Origin of the sequence: Pseudoalteromonas sp. CST2 (assembly GCF_028599385.1) — a bacterium.
In the GTDB taxonomy this organism is placed as follows: domain Bacteria; phylum Pseudomonadota; class Gammaproteobacteria; order Enterobacterales; family Alteromonadaceae; genus Pseudoalteromonas; species Pseudoalteromonas atlantica.
Genome location: NZ_JAQREO010000009.1, coordinates 63,144 through 78,088 on the forward strand (window position 1 = coordinate 63,144; position 14,945 = coordinate 78,088).

Genomic DNA, 14,945 nt, shown 5'->3' on the forward strand with positions numbered 1-14,945 from the left:
AAATACAAGCCTAGTTACAATTGTGTTTAAACCAAAACAATTGCAAATATATAAACAATAAACTTTCAATATAAATAAATTAACACTTAAAGTTATATAATTAGTAATAAATAATTATTTAGTAAAAAGTGGAATTGTAGCTTCATCTTGAATTTTGTATGTTTCCGATTTGCTACTAAAATTTTCATGGCCATATTTAATTATAATACAGGTAACATTATCGCGTGCACCTCTTACTAAAGAAGAATGCATTAGCGCCATACCTGAATCAATAATACTATTAGGTTCTAATGACAAACATATTTCTTCATCAGACAATTCGCCTGTTAAGCCATCTGAACAAAGCAAGAAAATATCATTAGTATTTACTTCACCTTGTACTACATCTACTTTAACTTCGTCTGTAACGCCCACTGCACGGGTAATCACATTCGAAAGAGGATGCGTTTTTGCTTCCTCGACTGAAATTACGCCCTCATCGATAAGGTCATTTACTTGGCTATGATCCCGCGATACTTGCTGTAATCGGCCATTTCGCAACATGTATGCCCGGCTGTCACCTACCCACAAAACGTAATATTGATTATCTTTTATAAATAAGGCGGTTACTGTGCTGCCCGCCGTTTTACTTCCTAAGTACTGAGCGCTGTAATCATTTAATTGGCGATTTGCATCTTCAATAGCTGAAACAATATGAGAAACGCTAAGCGTAGCTAGTGTCTTTTCTTCAACTTTTGCTCTAATAACATCTACGACTAGTTGGCTTGCAACTTCACCCGCTTCATGTCCACCCATTCCATCAGCTACTACCCATAAGTTATGGCTATTAATTTCAACATGAGAGTCTTCATTTAATTGCCTAACTGCACCGCGATGAGTTATTGCGTAACTTGTACTTAAATTGCTAATCACTATTTTTTACCTGTGTGTAATTCCATTCCCAATGTTTCCATCGGCCATCTAACATAGCAGCAACTTGGTTAACAGGCGGTAGTCCTGAAGTAACAAGCATCATAGGCTTTATATTGCATGAACCGTGTGTCCACCAAACACTATAATCACCATGCTTTTTATATAAAAGTGCATGTAGGGCGTCTTTTAAAACATCACTTGATAGCTCATCACCTGAGAACTCAAATGCTTCACCTTCTTTATTTTTGTCGCTAGAGGGAGAAATACTAAGCTGCTTTTTAGGCGCTATAAGGGTGCTTATCGATTTAGCAACATCTTTTCGCCAAGTAAAAAGGTCAACAGCGCTATCGAGCACTTTAAGTACTGTGTCTTCGTACTCTAAGGAGAAAACGCCCGAATTTAATACTTCTATCGGCGCAACTTCTAATGTACTGGCCACTGTAAATGGGTAATGGCGCCCTACTGCATCCATACTCGGTAATAGGGTTCCCATTACGCCTTTATCGCCAACAATATTTGGCGATAAAGCAAAATGCCATACAGGACCTGTTAGGTAGTTATCTTGCCAATTGTCGCCTAACTGTTCCTTGCTTACAGCAATAGCTGCTTGCAGCCATTGCTCCCAGTGCTCTGAAAATTCTTTCGAAACGCTGTCTTGAACAAAGTCCCCCAAGCTAGGGACTTTGCCGAGGTAGCCTATATTTATAATCGGGTCGGACATGAAAACTTCTCTACACTTTTATTCCAAAATGGATGCCTAATTGATTTTGGCAATAGCTCAACTTTTGCGTTGTTACCCATGAGAGAAAAATGTAACTCTAAATCCTCACGTGTTTTAGCTCTTTTAGCGCTTAGCTCATCTAGCATGCGATAAAGCGACCATTCACCTTGGTAAGTCGTATTAATTGGGCGGCCACCACTTGGCGGCGTAAACTCAATTCTTGTGGTACTTTGCCCTGATGAACCTGGCCATACAAAGTTAGTAATTTTGATTGGGCCATGACGATATGACATGGACTGGCCATCTATTTCCACTCTAAATTTAGAGACAGTTTGATCTAATTCAACGGTTCTTAATCCAAACTCAATTCTAGGTGTTGCACTTCCACCATCGAAGAATACCGTTTGAATTTGATGGGCTAGTTCAAACATGGCTAAAGTATCAGCGCTTATGCCAATGTCTTTTTCAAACTTCCACGGACTCGAACTCATATCCACACTTGGCGCTACATAGTTAGTGAAGAAGCTATCAATAGTGCCATCTGGTCCAAAGAAGCGTGTAAAGTCTTTCATATTCACTTCTTTTTGTGCATAAGGAGAGAAAGGGTATCGGCCCACAATAGCTGCGTTGTACTCACGTAAAACTTGGCTTTTCCAAATCTCATTTAAGTGTCTGTTAGCGCTATTTTTAGTGATATTACTGGTATCTCTGCTTATATCTAATAACCAGCTATTAAATGGGTAAGGTAGATCACGGCTTTGGAACTCAAGCTGGCGAATGAAACTTGGTTTACTTTTTCCACTGATTTGATCTTTTATTGATGACTTTAACTGATCACCTCTATCAAGCTTAGTTAGATATACATTAAGCTCTCTGAGGTTTTTCTGAATGTTATCTAATTGCTGAGCATCAATATTTATAACATCTTCAAACGCTTCTTCAACCTGATAACCTGGCAGTTTAATGTCAAACTTAGGCGCTTCGTCAGGTAAAAAACGTTTAATTCTGTTAGCTTTAGTTTGCATTGCAATTTCAGCGGCATTAGCGGCAACTTTACCCGCTGCTTTTTGATTCTCTGACACCGGCAATTTGGTTAGTTGCACATTTTTTTGCACAGCCATAATAATGTTTTTAATCGGTGCTTCTGAGCCAGCAAGTACATCAGTAATATTCACACCCTCAGCAGGTGAGCTGTACTGATTAAGGCTTAAATCGTCGATAAATGACTGCCAAAAGAAGACATAATCTTGGAAATAACGCTGCTCTAATTTCTTTTCAATCTCTTCTTTAGAAATATCATAAGTGCCCGATGCTTCCTCGCCATATACCCAGCTGCTTGCCATCAAATTTCCAAGCATTTTACTTTTTTCAACATTAAAAATGCCGTGAAAACCGTTGAAGGTATATAAACCAGGGATACTTCGAGTCAGCTCGCCATTGTTTCTGAATGTGAATTTTTGCGCACTTTCAAAACTAATAATGTCTGTTAATCTAAATGGCGGAATGCTGCTATCAAGAAAATCAGCTTGTAGGCGTTGGTATGCTCTTTCGGCTATTGGTAACTTAGTTAATTCAGCTCTAGCTATACGCACTGCTTGATTATCTATTTTGGTTTGACTCACACCAAGCTCTAGTAAGGCAGCAATGTGGTTCATTAACTGGCCGCGAGTTAGCGCATTTTTATCACCCGGTAGATTTCTTTCTAGGTATGCATTAAACCAAGCCGAAATATCTTCACTTTCAAAGTACTCAGGTTGGAATAGCATTAAATAGCACTTTAGCGTCTCGTATAAATAGCTAAGGTGCTCTGGGTGCGCTTCCATTTCTTTAATTAACGTATTTGCGATATAGGGTTCTAAATACGTTTGTAGAGACCTGTTATAGGCTTGTGTAGATGACTGTTTAATTTCATTAAGCTTATTAAAACCAATTGACTGAGATTCATCGTCATCAACTAACGCAGGGTTGTTAGCTGGTAAGTTTCTTAGCGCATTGAGCCTGTCGTTTAATACTAATAAGTTGCTTCTATCAAACGAGGCGGCATCTAGCTCCTGATAAGTTTCAATGGCTTCATCTGTAGCAGCCATTAAATTATTATTCCATGCAAAGCTAAAATACCACGAAATAGAAAAACCAATTACCGCAATACTGGCTAAAGAAATACTACCTACTCTGAGCCATTTGTTTTGCTTATCGTGATGTTTGTTAGTGCTGGCTAGGTTTTGCTCAGGGAAAATTACACCTTCTAAAACATTTTTAATAAAGAAGCTTTTCGATTGATTTATATAACTAGAATCTGCTGAGTTTACGTCATTTAAAAAGCTAGCTGGCTTCCCTTCTTGAGTTGCACTGGTCAAATACACGCCCCTAAACATAGGGAGTTCTTCATAAGCGTTAGGGGTAAAAATTTCTTTTAAAAACGCATCGCCCACACCTTGCAGCACACGAAGTTGTCTCGGAAATTCGAAAATTTTGGCTCGTATTTCTTCATTACGCTCGTTAATCAGCCTACGATTAAGCATTTCTGTCAGTTTTGAAATTAATGCGTGAAACTCTTTATTAAACGCTTCAACTTGAGTGTCTTTATCTAGGTCTAACTCAAAAGTAACACCCCAAACTTGCTCGCATTCCTCTTCTGTAAGCTCGCCAAAAAACTCTCTAAAACCTTCAATTAAGTCAACTTTAGAAAGAATAACGTACACCGGAAAAGTCATACCCAACTGGTTTTGTAACTCTTGTAAGCGCTGTTTAATTGCGCGGGCATGTAGGTTACGCTCTGTTTTAGTTTGACTCATGAGCTCAGAAATACCCATGCTGATCATTACACCGTTAATGGGGCGTAGAGGGCGGTACTTGCGTAAAAGCCCTAAAAAGCCCTCCCATGCGCGTGAGTCATGTTTTGCGTGGCTACTTTGTGTAGTGTATCGCCCTGCGGTATCGATAAGTACGGCTTTATTAGTGAACCACCAATCACAGTTTCGTGTACCACCAACACCGTGGACTAAATCAACACCTAACTTATCTTTTAACGGATAGTCTAAGCCTGAGTTATTAATAACCGTTGTTTTACCGGCACCAGGCGGGCCAATCATAATATACCAAGGTAATTGATATATATTTTTACCTTTAAATAGCTTTACATCTTTGAGTAAGTTGATGGCTTCATTCATGCGATTTTTTAACGTGGTGATCTCTTCATTCACCTCGTTACTGTTCGACTCATCGCTTTCAATTAGTTCATCGGCCATTTTCTCATCGCGTTTGCTTTGTTGCGTTAAGCTATAAATTTTGGTGATAGCAAACACTAAAATAACAAACAAAATAGTTAACAGGCGTGCTGCTACACTCTCTAAAGGGATAAAGTCAGCAATCGCAATAAGCGGACCGCCAAACCAAATTAATAAAGATAACGCCAAAAAGCCGATAATTAACATGGCTGTTTTAGAAGTAAGTACGTAAGTAATTTTTTTTATTTTGTGTGAAAAACTCATGTCAGCCTCATTAAAATAATAAATCGATTTCAATTCGTCGGTTTAGTGACCGAGAAGCTGAATCTGAATTGCTGGCGATAGGCTCTGCAGCACCTTTACCTTCAGGCCATAAACGGCCACTTAGATTTGTACTTTTAGCCATAGAATTAGCAACTTGCGTTGCACGGGCTAAAGAAAGGTGCCAATTTGATGGGTATTTATCAGTCCGAATAGGCGTATCGTCGGTATGCCCAGTAATTAAAATACGCCCTTTTGTTCCTTCTAAACTAAGTGCTAGCTTTTCTAAAATGGGTTGAATTGACGGTAATAATTTAGCATCGCCTTGATTAAATAGACTTTCGCTGTTTATTGAAATTCTTATGCGGTCTAGGTTTTTCTTTACTGTCACAATCCCCATCTGAATTTCTGTTTGCAGTAACTGCTCAAGTACTAATAGTTGCTTATCTTTTTTATCTACACTTTCGTTTTGCGCTATAGGATGAATAACAGCCAGCTTATCGTTAAGTGAAGTAACGCCGTCGTTTAATTTCATGTTGATAAATAAGTAAACCATTAACAGCACTAAGCCCAGCACTGAAAAAATCACCCAAAGCGGAACTTGATTTCTAAGCTCTACGCCAGCGGCAACACGCTGCTTCCAATTAGGTGAAAGTTTATTGTTCAATGGGCCATCTAATTGATTTAAAAGGTGATACATTTGAGAGCGATATTCTTCTATTTTAGTATCGCCACCGTTGTCTAGCCTGTATTTACCTTTAAAGCCTAAGTTTAAACAATGGTACTGCAGCTCAATAAATTGTTTGTGTTGTTCAGGTTGAGCTAGTGCATTATCAAGCAGGGTGTAAAAATATTCACCGCCAAACGTTTCTTTATGAAACGTCGATAGTAAACTCTCATCAGCCCACTCCATTGAGCTCCATTTAGAATTTAAAACTGATTCATCTAAAATCGCGCACAAGCAATAACGCGAGTTGGTAATGACATCTTTAGAAAGCCCCTGGTTACGCACTTCAACTTCAAAGCGCTTTACAGCCTCAACACAGCGATGCTTTAAAGCAGCAATATTTGTCATCTCTTTAGTTTGGCTAATCGAAATTACAATTGAAAAGCAATCTGTTGCCGCTTCTAAAAGTGGGTTTTTAAAAATTGAAACTTTAGACGTATTAGCAACACTGCTGGCAACAGGCTCAACAGACATCACTGTTTTATCAGCATCGTTATCTACATTAGGAGTGTTTGAAGTGTCACGCCCTAGTCTACCAGGGCGAGGTTTTATAATGGTTTCGTCCATTGAAACTCTTCCTTTAAAAGTTAGGTTCTAATTGCCCAAAGGCTTATTTGTAGCTCTGGGTAATTGCCCGATAAGTGGATAGCGATACCACCACTTGAACGAAGTTTTTCCCAATGTTCACCCTGCTTGTTTAACTCAAAGTAATGAAAACCTGCATGGTATGGGATTTGGCGCGGTGCCGTTGGTAAGTTACTAATGGTAATACCAGGAATTTGGTTATTAACTAAGTCACGTATGGTTTCTACACTACCGATCTTAATTTGTGAGGGCAGTATTTTGCGCAGCTCTTCGTGCGGTACACTTGCTTTGATTGCTAAAACAAATTGTGCCGAGTTAAGTACAGATTTATCTTTTAGTGCGCCAAACGAAATACCAAACTTGCTTTGCTCTAATTTAATTTCTGTCGCAGTTTGTTCAATAACATGACTTAAAGATTGATATAAGAAATTAACTACTTCAGAAAATACTTTGCCCAAATTTTCATGATCGTACTTAGGCAGCTTTGGTACTCTTTTATTCGCAGTACTAAAAGTAGATAGCTCGCCAGCAAGCTCAATAAGACGGGTATAAAATACATTTGGGTGGAGGTTATTCACGCTAAGTAGATTGTCAAAAACAGCATCGTACTTATTAAGGGTTTGCAGCATGATAAAGTCAGCAACAGAGGTGCTCCCTGCATAACCTTGACATAAACGCACAGAAATACTCTCTGCGCGCTGTTTTATCATAGAGCCTATTTCTCTTACTAAACCAAGTAACGGCTTGCATTGACCTACTTTTAAAGAGGCTGGTATGTATTTAGTGTCAAGCTTAATGCTGCCTTCGCTGCTTACTTCAATAATGCGCGCCACAGGTAGCAAAATATAACCAGCGTGATCATCTGATGAAAGCACAAGTTTGCTATAGATTTTAGCAACTTGAATTACCTCTTGAGATTGAGCTCCCAAAGAGTCATCACTAACTGTTAGATCATTTAGCTTATAGCGCGTGACGATATTTTCATCCAGCGCTGAAATATTAATACCACTGCTTTTCAATGCAGGGATGGCAAGGTATACCACCTCATCATACACGTCTTTATTAACCACTAATGGCTCAGGTAAAGGGGTTGATTGCGGCATTTCAATTGGGAGTAAATCAGGCGTGATAGCACTTAAAGACTCAAGAGCAAACTGCCCTGAGCTCAATAATTGTGTGTCTATACTTATATCAAGTATGCCCCACGGATCAGACAAATTCCCTTTGCATAATTGATTTATTAAGTTAGAAAAATGCTTATCTGATTGTTGAAAATGTTGCGGCCTTAAGAACATCCCTTCAGTCCACGCAACACGAGTGTTATCACCCATTTTACAAATCCTTTTTATCGCTCTCTCATGTATGTAGCAATTGCTTCAACATTTACATCTATATCGTCATAGCCTGTTGGGTCAACCTCAATAACAGCTCTCCACCTTGCTTGGTCGATATCTCTATAGGCCACAACAACACCCACATAACGGGTATTTCTGTTAAGGCTCATTTTGTATTTTTGTACTGAGTTTGGTTGTAGCTCTAACTCATCTTTTTTAAGTAAATCTGGACCCAGTAGCTTTTCAGGCGTTTCGTATAAGCTAAAAAAGTCCTGCGTATCAAAAATAGTTCGTGAACTAAGTTCAAATATTTTCATAACAACTGGCGACGGTCTCTCTGATGTGTCTGGATTTACATCTTTAGAAACATTAATAATTAAATCAGTTGAAGGCGGCACTATTTTATTTACGGTGGTACACCCAACCGTCAAAAAGAGTAGGCTAATGCTCATAAAAAAGAGCTTAAGTTTAGACATTATTTACTTTCCTTCCTAAAACGTTTCTTGAGTTTTATCATTGTAAGCCTTTAAAAAATCGTCAGATAACGCCATAGCGCCTTTCGCATTAACATCATGCGCTAGCTCTTCATGAAGGCTTTGGTATATCTTCCAACATTTTGCTTCTGACTGGCCTGGAATAATCTTTAATACATTAGAGTTTTCATTTACTTGCTGGGTGATCTGCTGGGGAGAAACCTGCTCTAAAATCCCTTTAAGTACACCATCAGCTCCTGCTAATAAAGCATGTTCATGTCTTCGTGTATCAGTAAAACTTTCTTTAATCGATTCACGAGACGACAGGAAGCTTGCACTATTTCTTATGAATAAATTCTGAATAACATCATCAATATCAGCAGAAAATTTTATAGGGTTATTTTGCTTTGTTTGAAACATGGTTTGATTCAAACGTAATTGATTTTTTACCAATGCTCGTTGTCGTAATGACTCCATCAGCTCGTTTAATAGTAAATTTAAACTTTGCCCCATTTCAAACCACAACTCTGGTGTATTAAGGGCATTTTGAAGCTCAGTTTTAACACCTAAACCTTTTAAAAACGCCTCAGATAAAGCAGAATTAGCGCTTGCGGTACTAGCGTGTGTTTGCGTTTGTTTTACTGGCTGCTTAACGGGTTCTGGTGTTTTTTGTGGCTCAACTTTAACGGGTTGCTCTGCCACTGCAACATCATCAAAATGGTTTTGCGGTGAGACTGACACATCAGGGTTCATTAAATGTGATAATTCATCCCAATTTTCAGGAATTTGATTATCAGTCTGTGCCATGTTTTCTTCTTTCATTGAAACAGCAGGCATTGACTCATCTAAAATAGATTCATTTAAAAATAAGTTACTTGAAGAAAAATTATCTATTGCAGGTGCCGGGGCACTATTTCTTGGTGCAAAGTCATCCGTATTTGGGCGTGCTTCAGTGTATGCTGTCGTAGATTGAGAATCAGCTAACTCGACTTCAATTTGAAAGTCCCCCACAGTAATCACATCACTGTGCGCTAAACGGTGTTTATTGCCTTGGCCAAGCGCAGACACGCCAAAATTAACAAACGTTCCGTTAGTAGAGGTATCGTATAAGTAAAACGAATCACCTTCTTTTTCAATACGGCCGTGTCGGCTAGAAATTATTTTTTCAGGATCAGGCAAGTGCCAATCGCACGCTTCCGAGCGGCCAAAAATAAGAGAGTGTTTAGTTGTTTTAGAAGCTTCAATTTCAGGCGAGAGTCTATGATAACTAGTTATATTTAGTATCAGTTCCATTTGATAAGTTAGTCCCATAAATCTACATTTTTATTAGGATAAAGTAGAAGCGAAACTATTGTCAACATTGAAATTAATATATAAAAATATACACATATATTTAAATTTGAAGACAATGATAAATCTAATAAACCTAAAAACATGAAATCCAATAATTAAATCACCGTTTGAATGTTCCTTTTTCAGCACACTGTAACAAACTTAACCCCAAACAAAATAAAGTGAAAAATTACCGATAAATGTACCTTTTACGCCTTTTACAGCGCTTTTAAGCACGTTATTTTTTAAGTTTAAAAATAAAAACAAATTTTAAGTGAGTTAAAACAGGCGACATAATTAATTTTGTATGAAACTTCTACGCTAGAAAGATTGCTAAAGTAATCTTTTTTTGTAAAAATACTGACGTTATCAAAGGGAGAATTGATAAAAACGATAAAAATTCACCTTTGCAATTATTTATATATACACAATAAAAGGATTTATAATGAGCGGTATCAATAATTCTAACGATAAAACTCAGATAGCGTCGCTTGATTCAAATCTCAAAAAACCCCAAGCTAAAAATAAGCTCAATCTAATTGGCAAAAAAATATCTGCTCGTTACTTGGTTGAAGAATTAATTGGCCAAGGCGGCATGTGTTATATCTATCGCGCAAGGGATTTATTTTTAGAAAGCCCAAGCCGCCCTGAAGTGTTTGTGGCGATAAAGGTGTTACTCGAAGAGTTTTCACACTCAGAAGAGGCCATCACTCTCCTAAAAGATGAAACCACTAAAACACAACAGTTAGCTCACCCTAATATAGTTAAAGTCTATTCAGCAGGTTCAGATGGCGATCTTCACTATGTAACAATGGAGCTTGTTGAAGGCGAAACACTTGAGCAAATAATAAAAAGAAATAAACCCACTGGCATGGTGTTTAAAAAAGCCAAAGTGATTTTAGAGCAGTTAGCTGATGCACTGATTTACGCGCATGCACGCGGTGTTATCCACAATGATTTAAAGCCATCGAATATTATTTTTGATTCTAACGGCAACTTAAAAGTACTTGATTTTGGTATTGCGAAACATAAAACCATTGAAGATGCCTATGCTGTTCAAAACCAACAAAATGCCGCAGTTGTAGGTGGTTACACCCCCACCTATGCAAGCCCGGAGCAACTTAAAGGTGCAGAAGCATCAGTTAAAGATGATGTATTTTCTTACGCATGTATAGCCCTTGAACTATTAAGCAGCAAACATCCATTTAACCGCGTAGCAGCCGATAAGCTAGCAAAAGATGCCACGGCCAAACGCCCTAGTAACTGCCCATTATGGTTGTGGGGTAGCTTAAATAAAGCAATTGCATTAAACGCTTCTGATAGATTAAGTTCACTCGACCCCATTACTGCTAAATTAAACCATAATTACAAACCAGCTATCGCACTAGTAGCAAGCTTAGTGATTGCTACAGTATTAGCAGGGCAATATTACTTATCTAACGATAACAATGTAAAACAGCTCGAAGCAAAATTAGACAATGCTCAGGCTATAAATCAGCAAGTAAAAACGTGGATGTCGTGGAATGGCCCAAGCATACTCGATAAGCTTTCTGAAATACCGCCGCAATACGAAGTTTTAAAGCAAGGCTTATTGCGTGTAAATCAAGAGAGTGTTTTGCAAAGCTTTGATGGTATGGCTAATCAGCTAAATAATAGTGGTGATAAGTTTAAGAACTTCGACGAAACAATAGATGTATACACTCAGGCACTTGAATACTACCCAGATTCAGAAAAGCTTTCTGTGCAACTGGAAAGTATTTTAAGAGAAAGACAATCTATTATTTTTGATATTACATCGCGAATTAATTTACTTTTAGAGCAATCTCGTTATAACGAAGTTGATAACAATAGTATTCCTCAGTTAATTATCGATTTAAAACAGGTCGATGACACGTACGTCTATCAGCCTTCACAAATTCACTTTGATAACTACAAGCTAGCGCTTGATAATGCTATACAAGAAGACGACGTTATTGCTCAAAAAGCGTTATTAAACGTAGGGAAAGCTATCTTTACTAATACGCAAAAAGAAGAGCTGCAATTCGCTGAGCTGCTCAAAAGAGAGTCGGCAATCGATGCACTCACCTTGTACCAGGAAAAAGTAAATAAAGGCCAGCAAGCACAATTTCCAACTGCAGACGCTGTTGTTTTTTATCAGCCACGCTTTAATCGCTACACAGAAAAGCTGGAAGGCATTGAACAATACAAAGAACTATTAGAATTTGAAGAGCAGATTAACGTGGAGTCAGTGGATTTACCATCAGACTTTTCGCTTTTGGTTTCTTTAAAGCAAGAGTTATCTAAACGATACATTACAATGGCGAATACCTTAATGAAGAGAAAAATGTATCGTACTGCTGAACAACTAGTAGAGCGAAGTGAAGCCATTACTCAATCACTTGATAATGTTTTATTGTAACTTATAAACAGTAAAGCAAAGCGATTGTGGCTTTGCTTTTACAATACACTTTAAAAGTTGATGAACACTTAGTTTTACCGACGAAAGTCAAGGACGACGAGTTAAGCTAACGCTTGTACTCCTCCATGATATTTCGCAATTTTAATTACTATAATGATTTATGGAGTACCAATGAAAAAAATAACCGCACTTGCAGCATTACTCATCTTAAGTGGCTGTGCAAACACTTCAAATATGAATGAAACTGAACAAAAAGTTGAAGACAATGTTGCCGATGTTCAGGCTGAAGTAGCCGAAGTGGTTGCTCCAATCTCACTTACCGTAATTACTAACCCTAATGACGCTCGCGTACGTATTATGAATATCAAACCGGTATACCAAGACGCGATCGAACTAAAAGAAGGTGAATACGATGTTGAGGTAAGCAAACCAGGTTACCAAACTTATCGTAAGTGGGTTGTGGTTGATAAAAAAACCATACTTACAGTAGAGTTAGATGAAATAGCCAAAACTGAAGCTGCAAACTAAACACCGTGTAAAATTGTATTTATGCCTTTAAATACACATTAATTTAAAGGCATAACTCTCACGTTTTCTGCAAAAAATGTAATAGCCCCTATTACACTCACATTCCCAAAAATACACAGCCATAACACCACTATAAAACGACGTTTTTGCGATTTATGCCTAAGCCATTGCTGTGCAATGAGTGCGCCGGGCCAACCGCCTAGTAACGACAGTAACTGAAGCATGCGCTCGGGTGTGCGGTTTACTTTTTTATGCGCTGATTGTTTAGCTTGTCGTTTATCCCATGCGTACATTATAAAAGTAAAAAAGCTTAAACCTGTAAAGTAGCTTGGTATATAAATACTCATATTATAAAGCCAATGAGCTTGCCATACTGCGACCAAAAAAAGCAGTGAGAAGGTGATTAATGTTTTCTTTATCAATTCATGATCGCCTATACTAAAAAGAGTTAAACCAAAATAATAAGAGCCAAATTATGACATACTTTAAAGCCCTATTTTTAGTATTATGCTTATACGCCTTTAATAGCTACGCCGCTGATACCCCAAGTAACCTTGATAAAGAACTCGCTGTTTTTAAACCTTATTTAGGTACATGGCAGGCCGATTTTGACGTACCTAAAGGTGCAAAACCTGTACAAGATGTTGGCCACTGGGAGCGCGCATTAAATGGTAAAGCTATACATACCAAGCACTCTATTAATGAAGGTGAGTATGGTGGGGAATCAATGATTTTTTACGACAGTAAAAAAGAGTCATTGGTGTTTTACTATTTTACTACCGCAGGTTTTTACACAAAAGGCACCATGAAAGTGCTCAGCCCTACCCAATTTGTAGCGTATGAAGAGGTAACAGGCAGTAAAGAAGGTATTACTAAAGTGCGCTCGATCAGCGAGCTAAAAAACGATACGTTTGTAGTTTCAACTTCTTATTTAAAAAAGGGTGAGTGGACTAAGCCCGAGCAGCGTACTTATACACGCAGCACTAAAGCCGTTAAATTTAAATAATGGCCATTCGCTTAAAACACAAAAAGGCAGCCTAAGCTGCCTTTGTTATTTATAAAACCGCTATTATTTAGCAAACTTTTTAAATGGTTCGTCAACTGGTGTATCAGCAAGGTGGTTAGTGTAGTTGCTCATTACTTTTTGCGATAAGCCTACAACAATTTCTAGTAGTTGCTGTTTACCGTAACCTGCTGCAAAAAACTTTTCAATTTGCTCATCGCTAATTACGCCGCGATCGCGTGTCATTGCAAGTGTGGTTTCACGTAGTGTTTCAAGTTTTGCATCTGCAAGTGGTGTTTTGTTTACTAGAGCATCAACAATATCTTGGTCTACATTCATTGAAGCGGCAATTGCGCTGTGTGCTGGTACACAGTAATGACACTCGTGCTCAACATTAATTGTTTGCCATACCACAGTTAGCTCTTCTGCGTTAAACGAGGTGTTTTGAAATAACTCATGCAGTACTTGGTAACCTTTAAGTAGCGTAGGCGCTTCTGCCATTACGGCATGAAGGTTAGGTAACATGCCAAATGCTGCTACTGAATCAGCCATAAGCGATTTTGACTCTTCTGGTGCGTTGTCTTGGGTATATAACGTAAATTCTGCCATGTTCTGCTCCAATAAATTAATGTGTTTGAGTAACCTGGTGTCAGGTTAAGTAACTTCGAGACGCATACTATTTGATTTTGAGCGACTGTTCAAGTTAAAATTGAGCATACGTTCAAAATAGTTGAGAATAAAATGGCAAACAAAGTTAAATTTGAGCGCGATAATGTAATTCGCGTTGCAAGCCAATTGTTTTGGGAAAAGGGGTTTAACGCCACCTCAACCCGCGATTTACAAGAAGCCATTAACATGCGCCCAGGCAGTATATATGCAGCGTTTGGCTCTAAAGAAGGCCTATACAGCGAGTCTTTAAAAGACTACACAGTACAAATGAAAAGCCAAATTGATGGGTTTTTAGCAAGTTCTGACTCTGTTTTAGGTGGTTTGCGTGCGTTTGTAGAAAACGTAATTATTAAAACCAAAGACTGTAGCCCAAGTGCTATTTGTATGTTGGTAAAAGCAAACAGCGAATTTGCAGAAAAAGACGCCTCGTTATACGAGCTAAGCCTAGATCTATCAGCAAAGTTTGAAGCCTACTTAACCACCTTGTTTGCTCAAGCCATTAAAAATAATGAGCTAAGCAGCAACCTTACCGCGCTTGAATACGCGCAGTTTTTTCAGGTGCAATTTACTGGGCTGCGTGGCTATTTTAACCGCCCAGGGGTTGAGCAATTAGCGCAGCCAATGATCAACCAAATGTTTGCCTTGATCAAAAAGCTATAACGTTTCGCATTACTAACTTCTAAAAAGTCTCAACTAAAAAAAGCGGCTAATTCGTGTGAATTAGCCGCTTTTTATATTTGCTAGGGTTGAGCTT

Annotated in this window: 13 protein-coding genes; 4 read left to right on the plus strand and 9 right to left on the minus strand. The window is 38.3% G+C overall.

Translation table 11 applies throughout. The annotated features are described in order from the left end of the window. Window positions 1-114: 114 nt before the first annotated feature. The 7 genes from PSH41_RS12775 to tagH are packed head-to-tail and all read right to left on the minus strand — an operon-like array spanning window position 115 to window position 9,533. A complete protein-coding gene (locus tag PSH41_RS12775; RefSeq protein WP_273589183.1) occupies window positions 115-912 on the minus strand; it encodes a PP2C family protein-serine/threonine phosphatase in 798 nt (265 codons plus the stop codon). Further along, a complete protein-coding gene (gene tagF, locus PSH41_RS12780; protein WP_273589184.1) occupies window positions 905-1,633 on the minus strand; it encodes a type VI secretion system-associated protein TagF in 729 nt (242 codons plus the stop codon). Before tagF ends, PSH41_RS12775 begins: the two co-directional genes overlap by 8 nt. After that, entirely contained in the window at window positions 1,615-5,124 is a 3,510-nt protein-coding gene (gene tssM, locus PSH41_RS12785) for a type VI secretion system membrane subunit TssM (protein ID WP_273589185.1), read from the minus strand. Before tssM ends, tagF begins: the two co-directional genes overlap by 19 nt. 10 nt (window positions 5,125-5,134) lie before the next feature. Beyond that, the gene (gene tssL / locus PSH41_RS12790; RefSeq protein ID WP_273589186.1) at window positions 5,135-6,415 is read right to left on the minus strand and encodes a type VI secretion system protein TssL, long form; all 1,281 of its coding nucleotides are present in this window, start codon (window positions 6,413-6,415) and stop codon (window positions 5,135-5,137) included. Window positions 6,416-6,435: 20 nt separating this feature from the next. Beyond that, a complete protein-coding gene (gene tssK, locus PSH41_RS12795) occupies window positions 6,436-7,764 on the minus strand; it encodes a type VI secretion system baseplate subunit TssK (RefSeq protein WP_024032884.1) in 1,329 nt (442 codons plus the stop codon). A 14-nt stretch (window positions 7,765-7,778) separates the two neighbouring features. Continuing rightward, entirely contained in the window at window positions 7,779-8,243 is a 465-nt protein-coding gene (tssJ, locus tag PSH41_RS12800) for a type VI secretion system lipoprotein TssJ (protein WP_024032885.1), read from the minus strand. 15 nt (window positions 8,244-8,258) lie between these two features. Next, window positions 8,259-9,533 carry a type VI secretion system-associated FHA domain protein TagH gene (gene tagH / locus PSH41_RS12805; RefSeq protein ID WP_273589187.1) on the minus strand — a complete coding sequence of 425 codons (1,275 nt, stop codon included), beginning with the start codon at window positions 9,531-9,533 and terminating at the stop codon, window positions 8,259-8,261. A gap of 484 nt (window positions 9,534-10,017) precedes the next feature. Here tagH and PSH41_RS12810 point away from each other — a divergent pair, with 484 nt between their 5' ends. Both PSH41_RS12810 and PSH41_RS12815 read left to right on the plus strand, forming a co-directional pair. Continuing rightward, window positions 10,018-11,991: a serine/threonine-protein kinase gene (locus tag PSH41_RS12810; RefSeq protein WP_273589188.1), complete on the plus strand. Its 1,974-nt coding sequence runs from the start codon at window positions 10,018-10,020 to the stop codon at window positions 11,989-11,991. A gap of 171 nt (window positions 11,992-12,162) precedes the next feature. Beyond that, window positions 12,163-12,519, plus strand: a complete 357-nt coding sequence (locus PSH41_RS12815) for a PEGA domain-containing protein (RefSeq protein ID WP_273589189.1) — start codon at window positions 12,163-12,165, stop codon at window positions 12,517-12,519. A 38-nt stretch (window positions 12,520-12,557) separates the two neighbouring features. On the opposite strand, the gene PSH41_RS12820 is transcribed toward PSH41_RS12815, so the two are convergent. Continuing rightward, on the minus strand, window positions 12,558-12,941 hold the full coding sequence (locus tag PSH41_RS12820) for a DUF1294 domain-containing protein (protein WP_273589190.1): 384 nt from the start codon (window positions 12,939-12,941) through the stop codon (window positions 12,558-12,560). A gap of 53 nt (window positions 12,942-12,994) precedes the next feature. Between PSH41_RS12820 and PSH41_RS12825 the strand changes: the two genes are divergently transcribed. Beyond that, complete coding sequence (locus tag PSH41_RS12825; RefSeq protein WP_055255511.1) at window positions 12,995-13,525, plus strand: hypothetical protein; 531 nt, start codon at window positions 12,995-12,997, stop codon at window positions 13,523-13,525. A 63-nt stretch (window positions 13,526-13,588) separates the two neighbouring features. Here PSH41_RS12825 and PSH41_RS12830 read toward each other — a convergent pair whose 3' ends face one another. Beyond that, window positions 13,589-14,131, minus strand: a complete 543-nt coding sequence (locus PSH41_RS12830; protein WP_024032892.1) for a carboxymuconolactone decarboxylase family protein — start codon at window positions 14,129-14,131, stop codon at window positions 13,589-13,591. Between the two features lie 132 nt (window positions 14,132-14,263). Between PSH41_RS12830 and PSH41_RS12835 the strand changes: the two genes are divergently transcribed. Then, window positions 14,264-14,851 carry a TetR/AcrR family transcriptional regulator gene (locus PSH41_RS12835; protein WP_024032893.1) on the plus strand — a complete coding sequence of 196 codons (588 nt, stop codon included), beginning with the start codon at window positions 14,264-14,266 and terminating at the stop codon, window positions 14,849-14,851. Window positions 14,852-14,945: the final 94 nt, after the last annotated feature.

Coding starts and splice junctions, on each gene's coding strand:
- tagF (WP_273589184.1), bottom strand. CDS start 1,633: ATGTCCGACCCGATTATAAATATAGGCTACCTCGGCAAAGTCCCTAGC.
- tssK (WP_024032884.1), bottom strand. CDS start 7,764: ATGGGTGATAACACTCGTGTTGCGTGGACTGAAGGGATGTTCTTAAGG.
- PSH41_RS12815 (WP_273589189.1), top strand. CDS start 12,163: ATGAAAAAAATAACCGCACTTGCAGCATTACTCATCTTAAGTGGCTGT.
- tssL (WP_273589186.1), bottom strand. CDS start 6,415: ATGGACGAAACCATTATAAAACCTCGCCCTGGTAGACTAGGGCGTGAC.
- tagH (WP_273589187.1), bottom strand. CDS start 9,533: ATGGAACTGATACTAAATATAACTAGTTATCATAGACTCTCGCCTGAA.
- PSH41_RS12835 (WP_024032893.1), top strand. CDS start 14,264: ATGGCAAACAAAGTTAAATTTGAGCGCGATAATGTAATTCGCGTTGCA.
- PSH41_RS12810 (WP_273589188.1), top strand. CDS start 10,018: ATGAGCGGTATCAATAATTCTAACGATAAAACTCAGATAGCGTCGCTT.
- PSH41_RS12825 (WP_055255511.1), top strand. CDS start 12,995: ATGACATACTTTAAAGCCCTATTTTTAGTATTATGCTTATACGCCTTT.
- tssM (WP_273589185.1), bottom strand. CDS start 5,124: ATGAGTTTTTCACACAAAATAAAAAAAATTACTTACGTACTTACTTCT.
- PSH41_RS12830 (WP_024032892.1), bottom strand. CDS start 14,131: ATGGCAGAATTTACGTTATATACCCAAGACAACGCACCAGAAGAGTCA.
- tssJ (WP_024032885.1), bottom strand. CDS start 8,243: ATGTCTAAACTTAAGCTCTTTTTTATGAGCATTAGCCTACTCTTTTTG.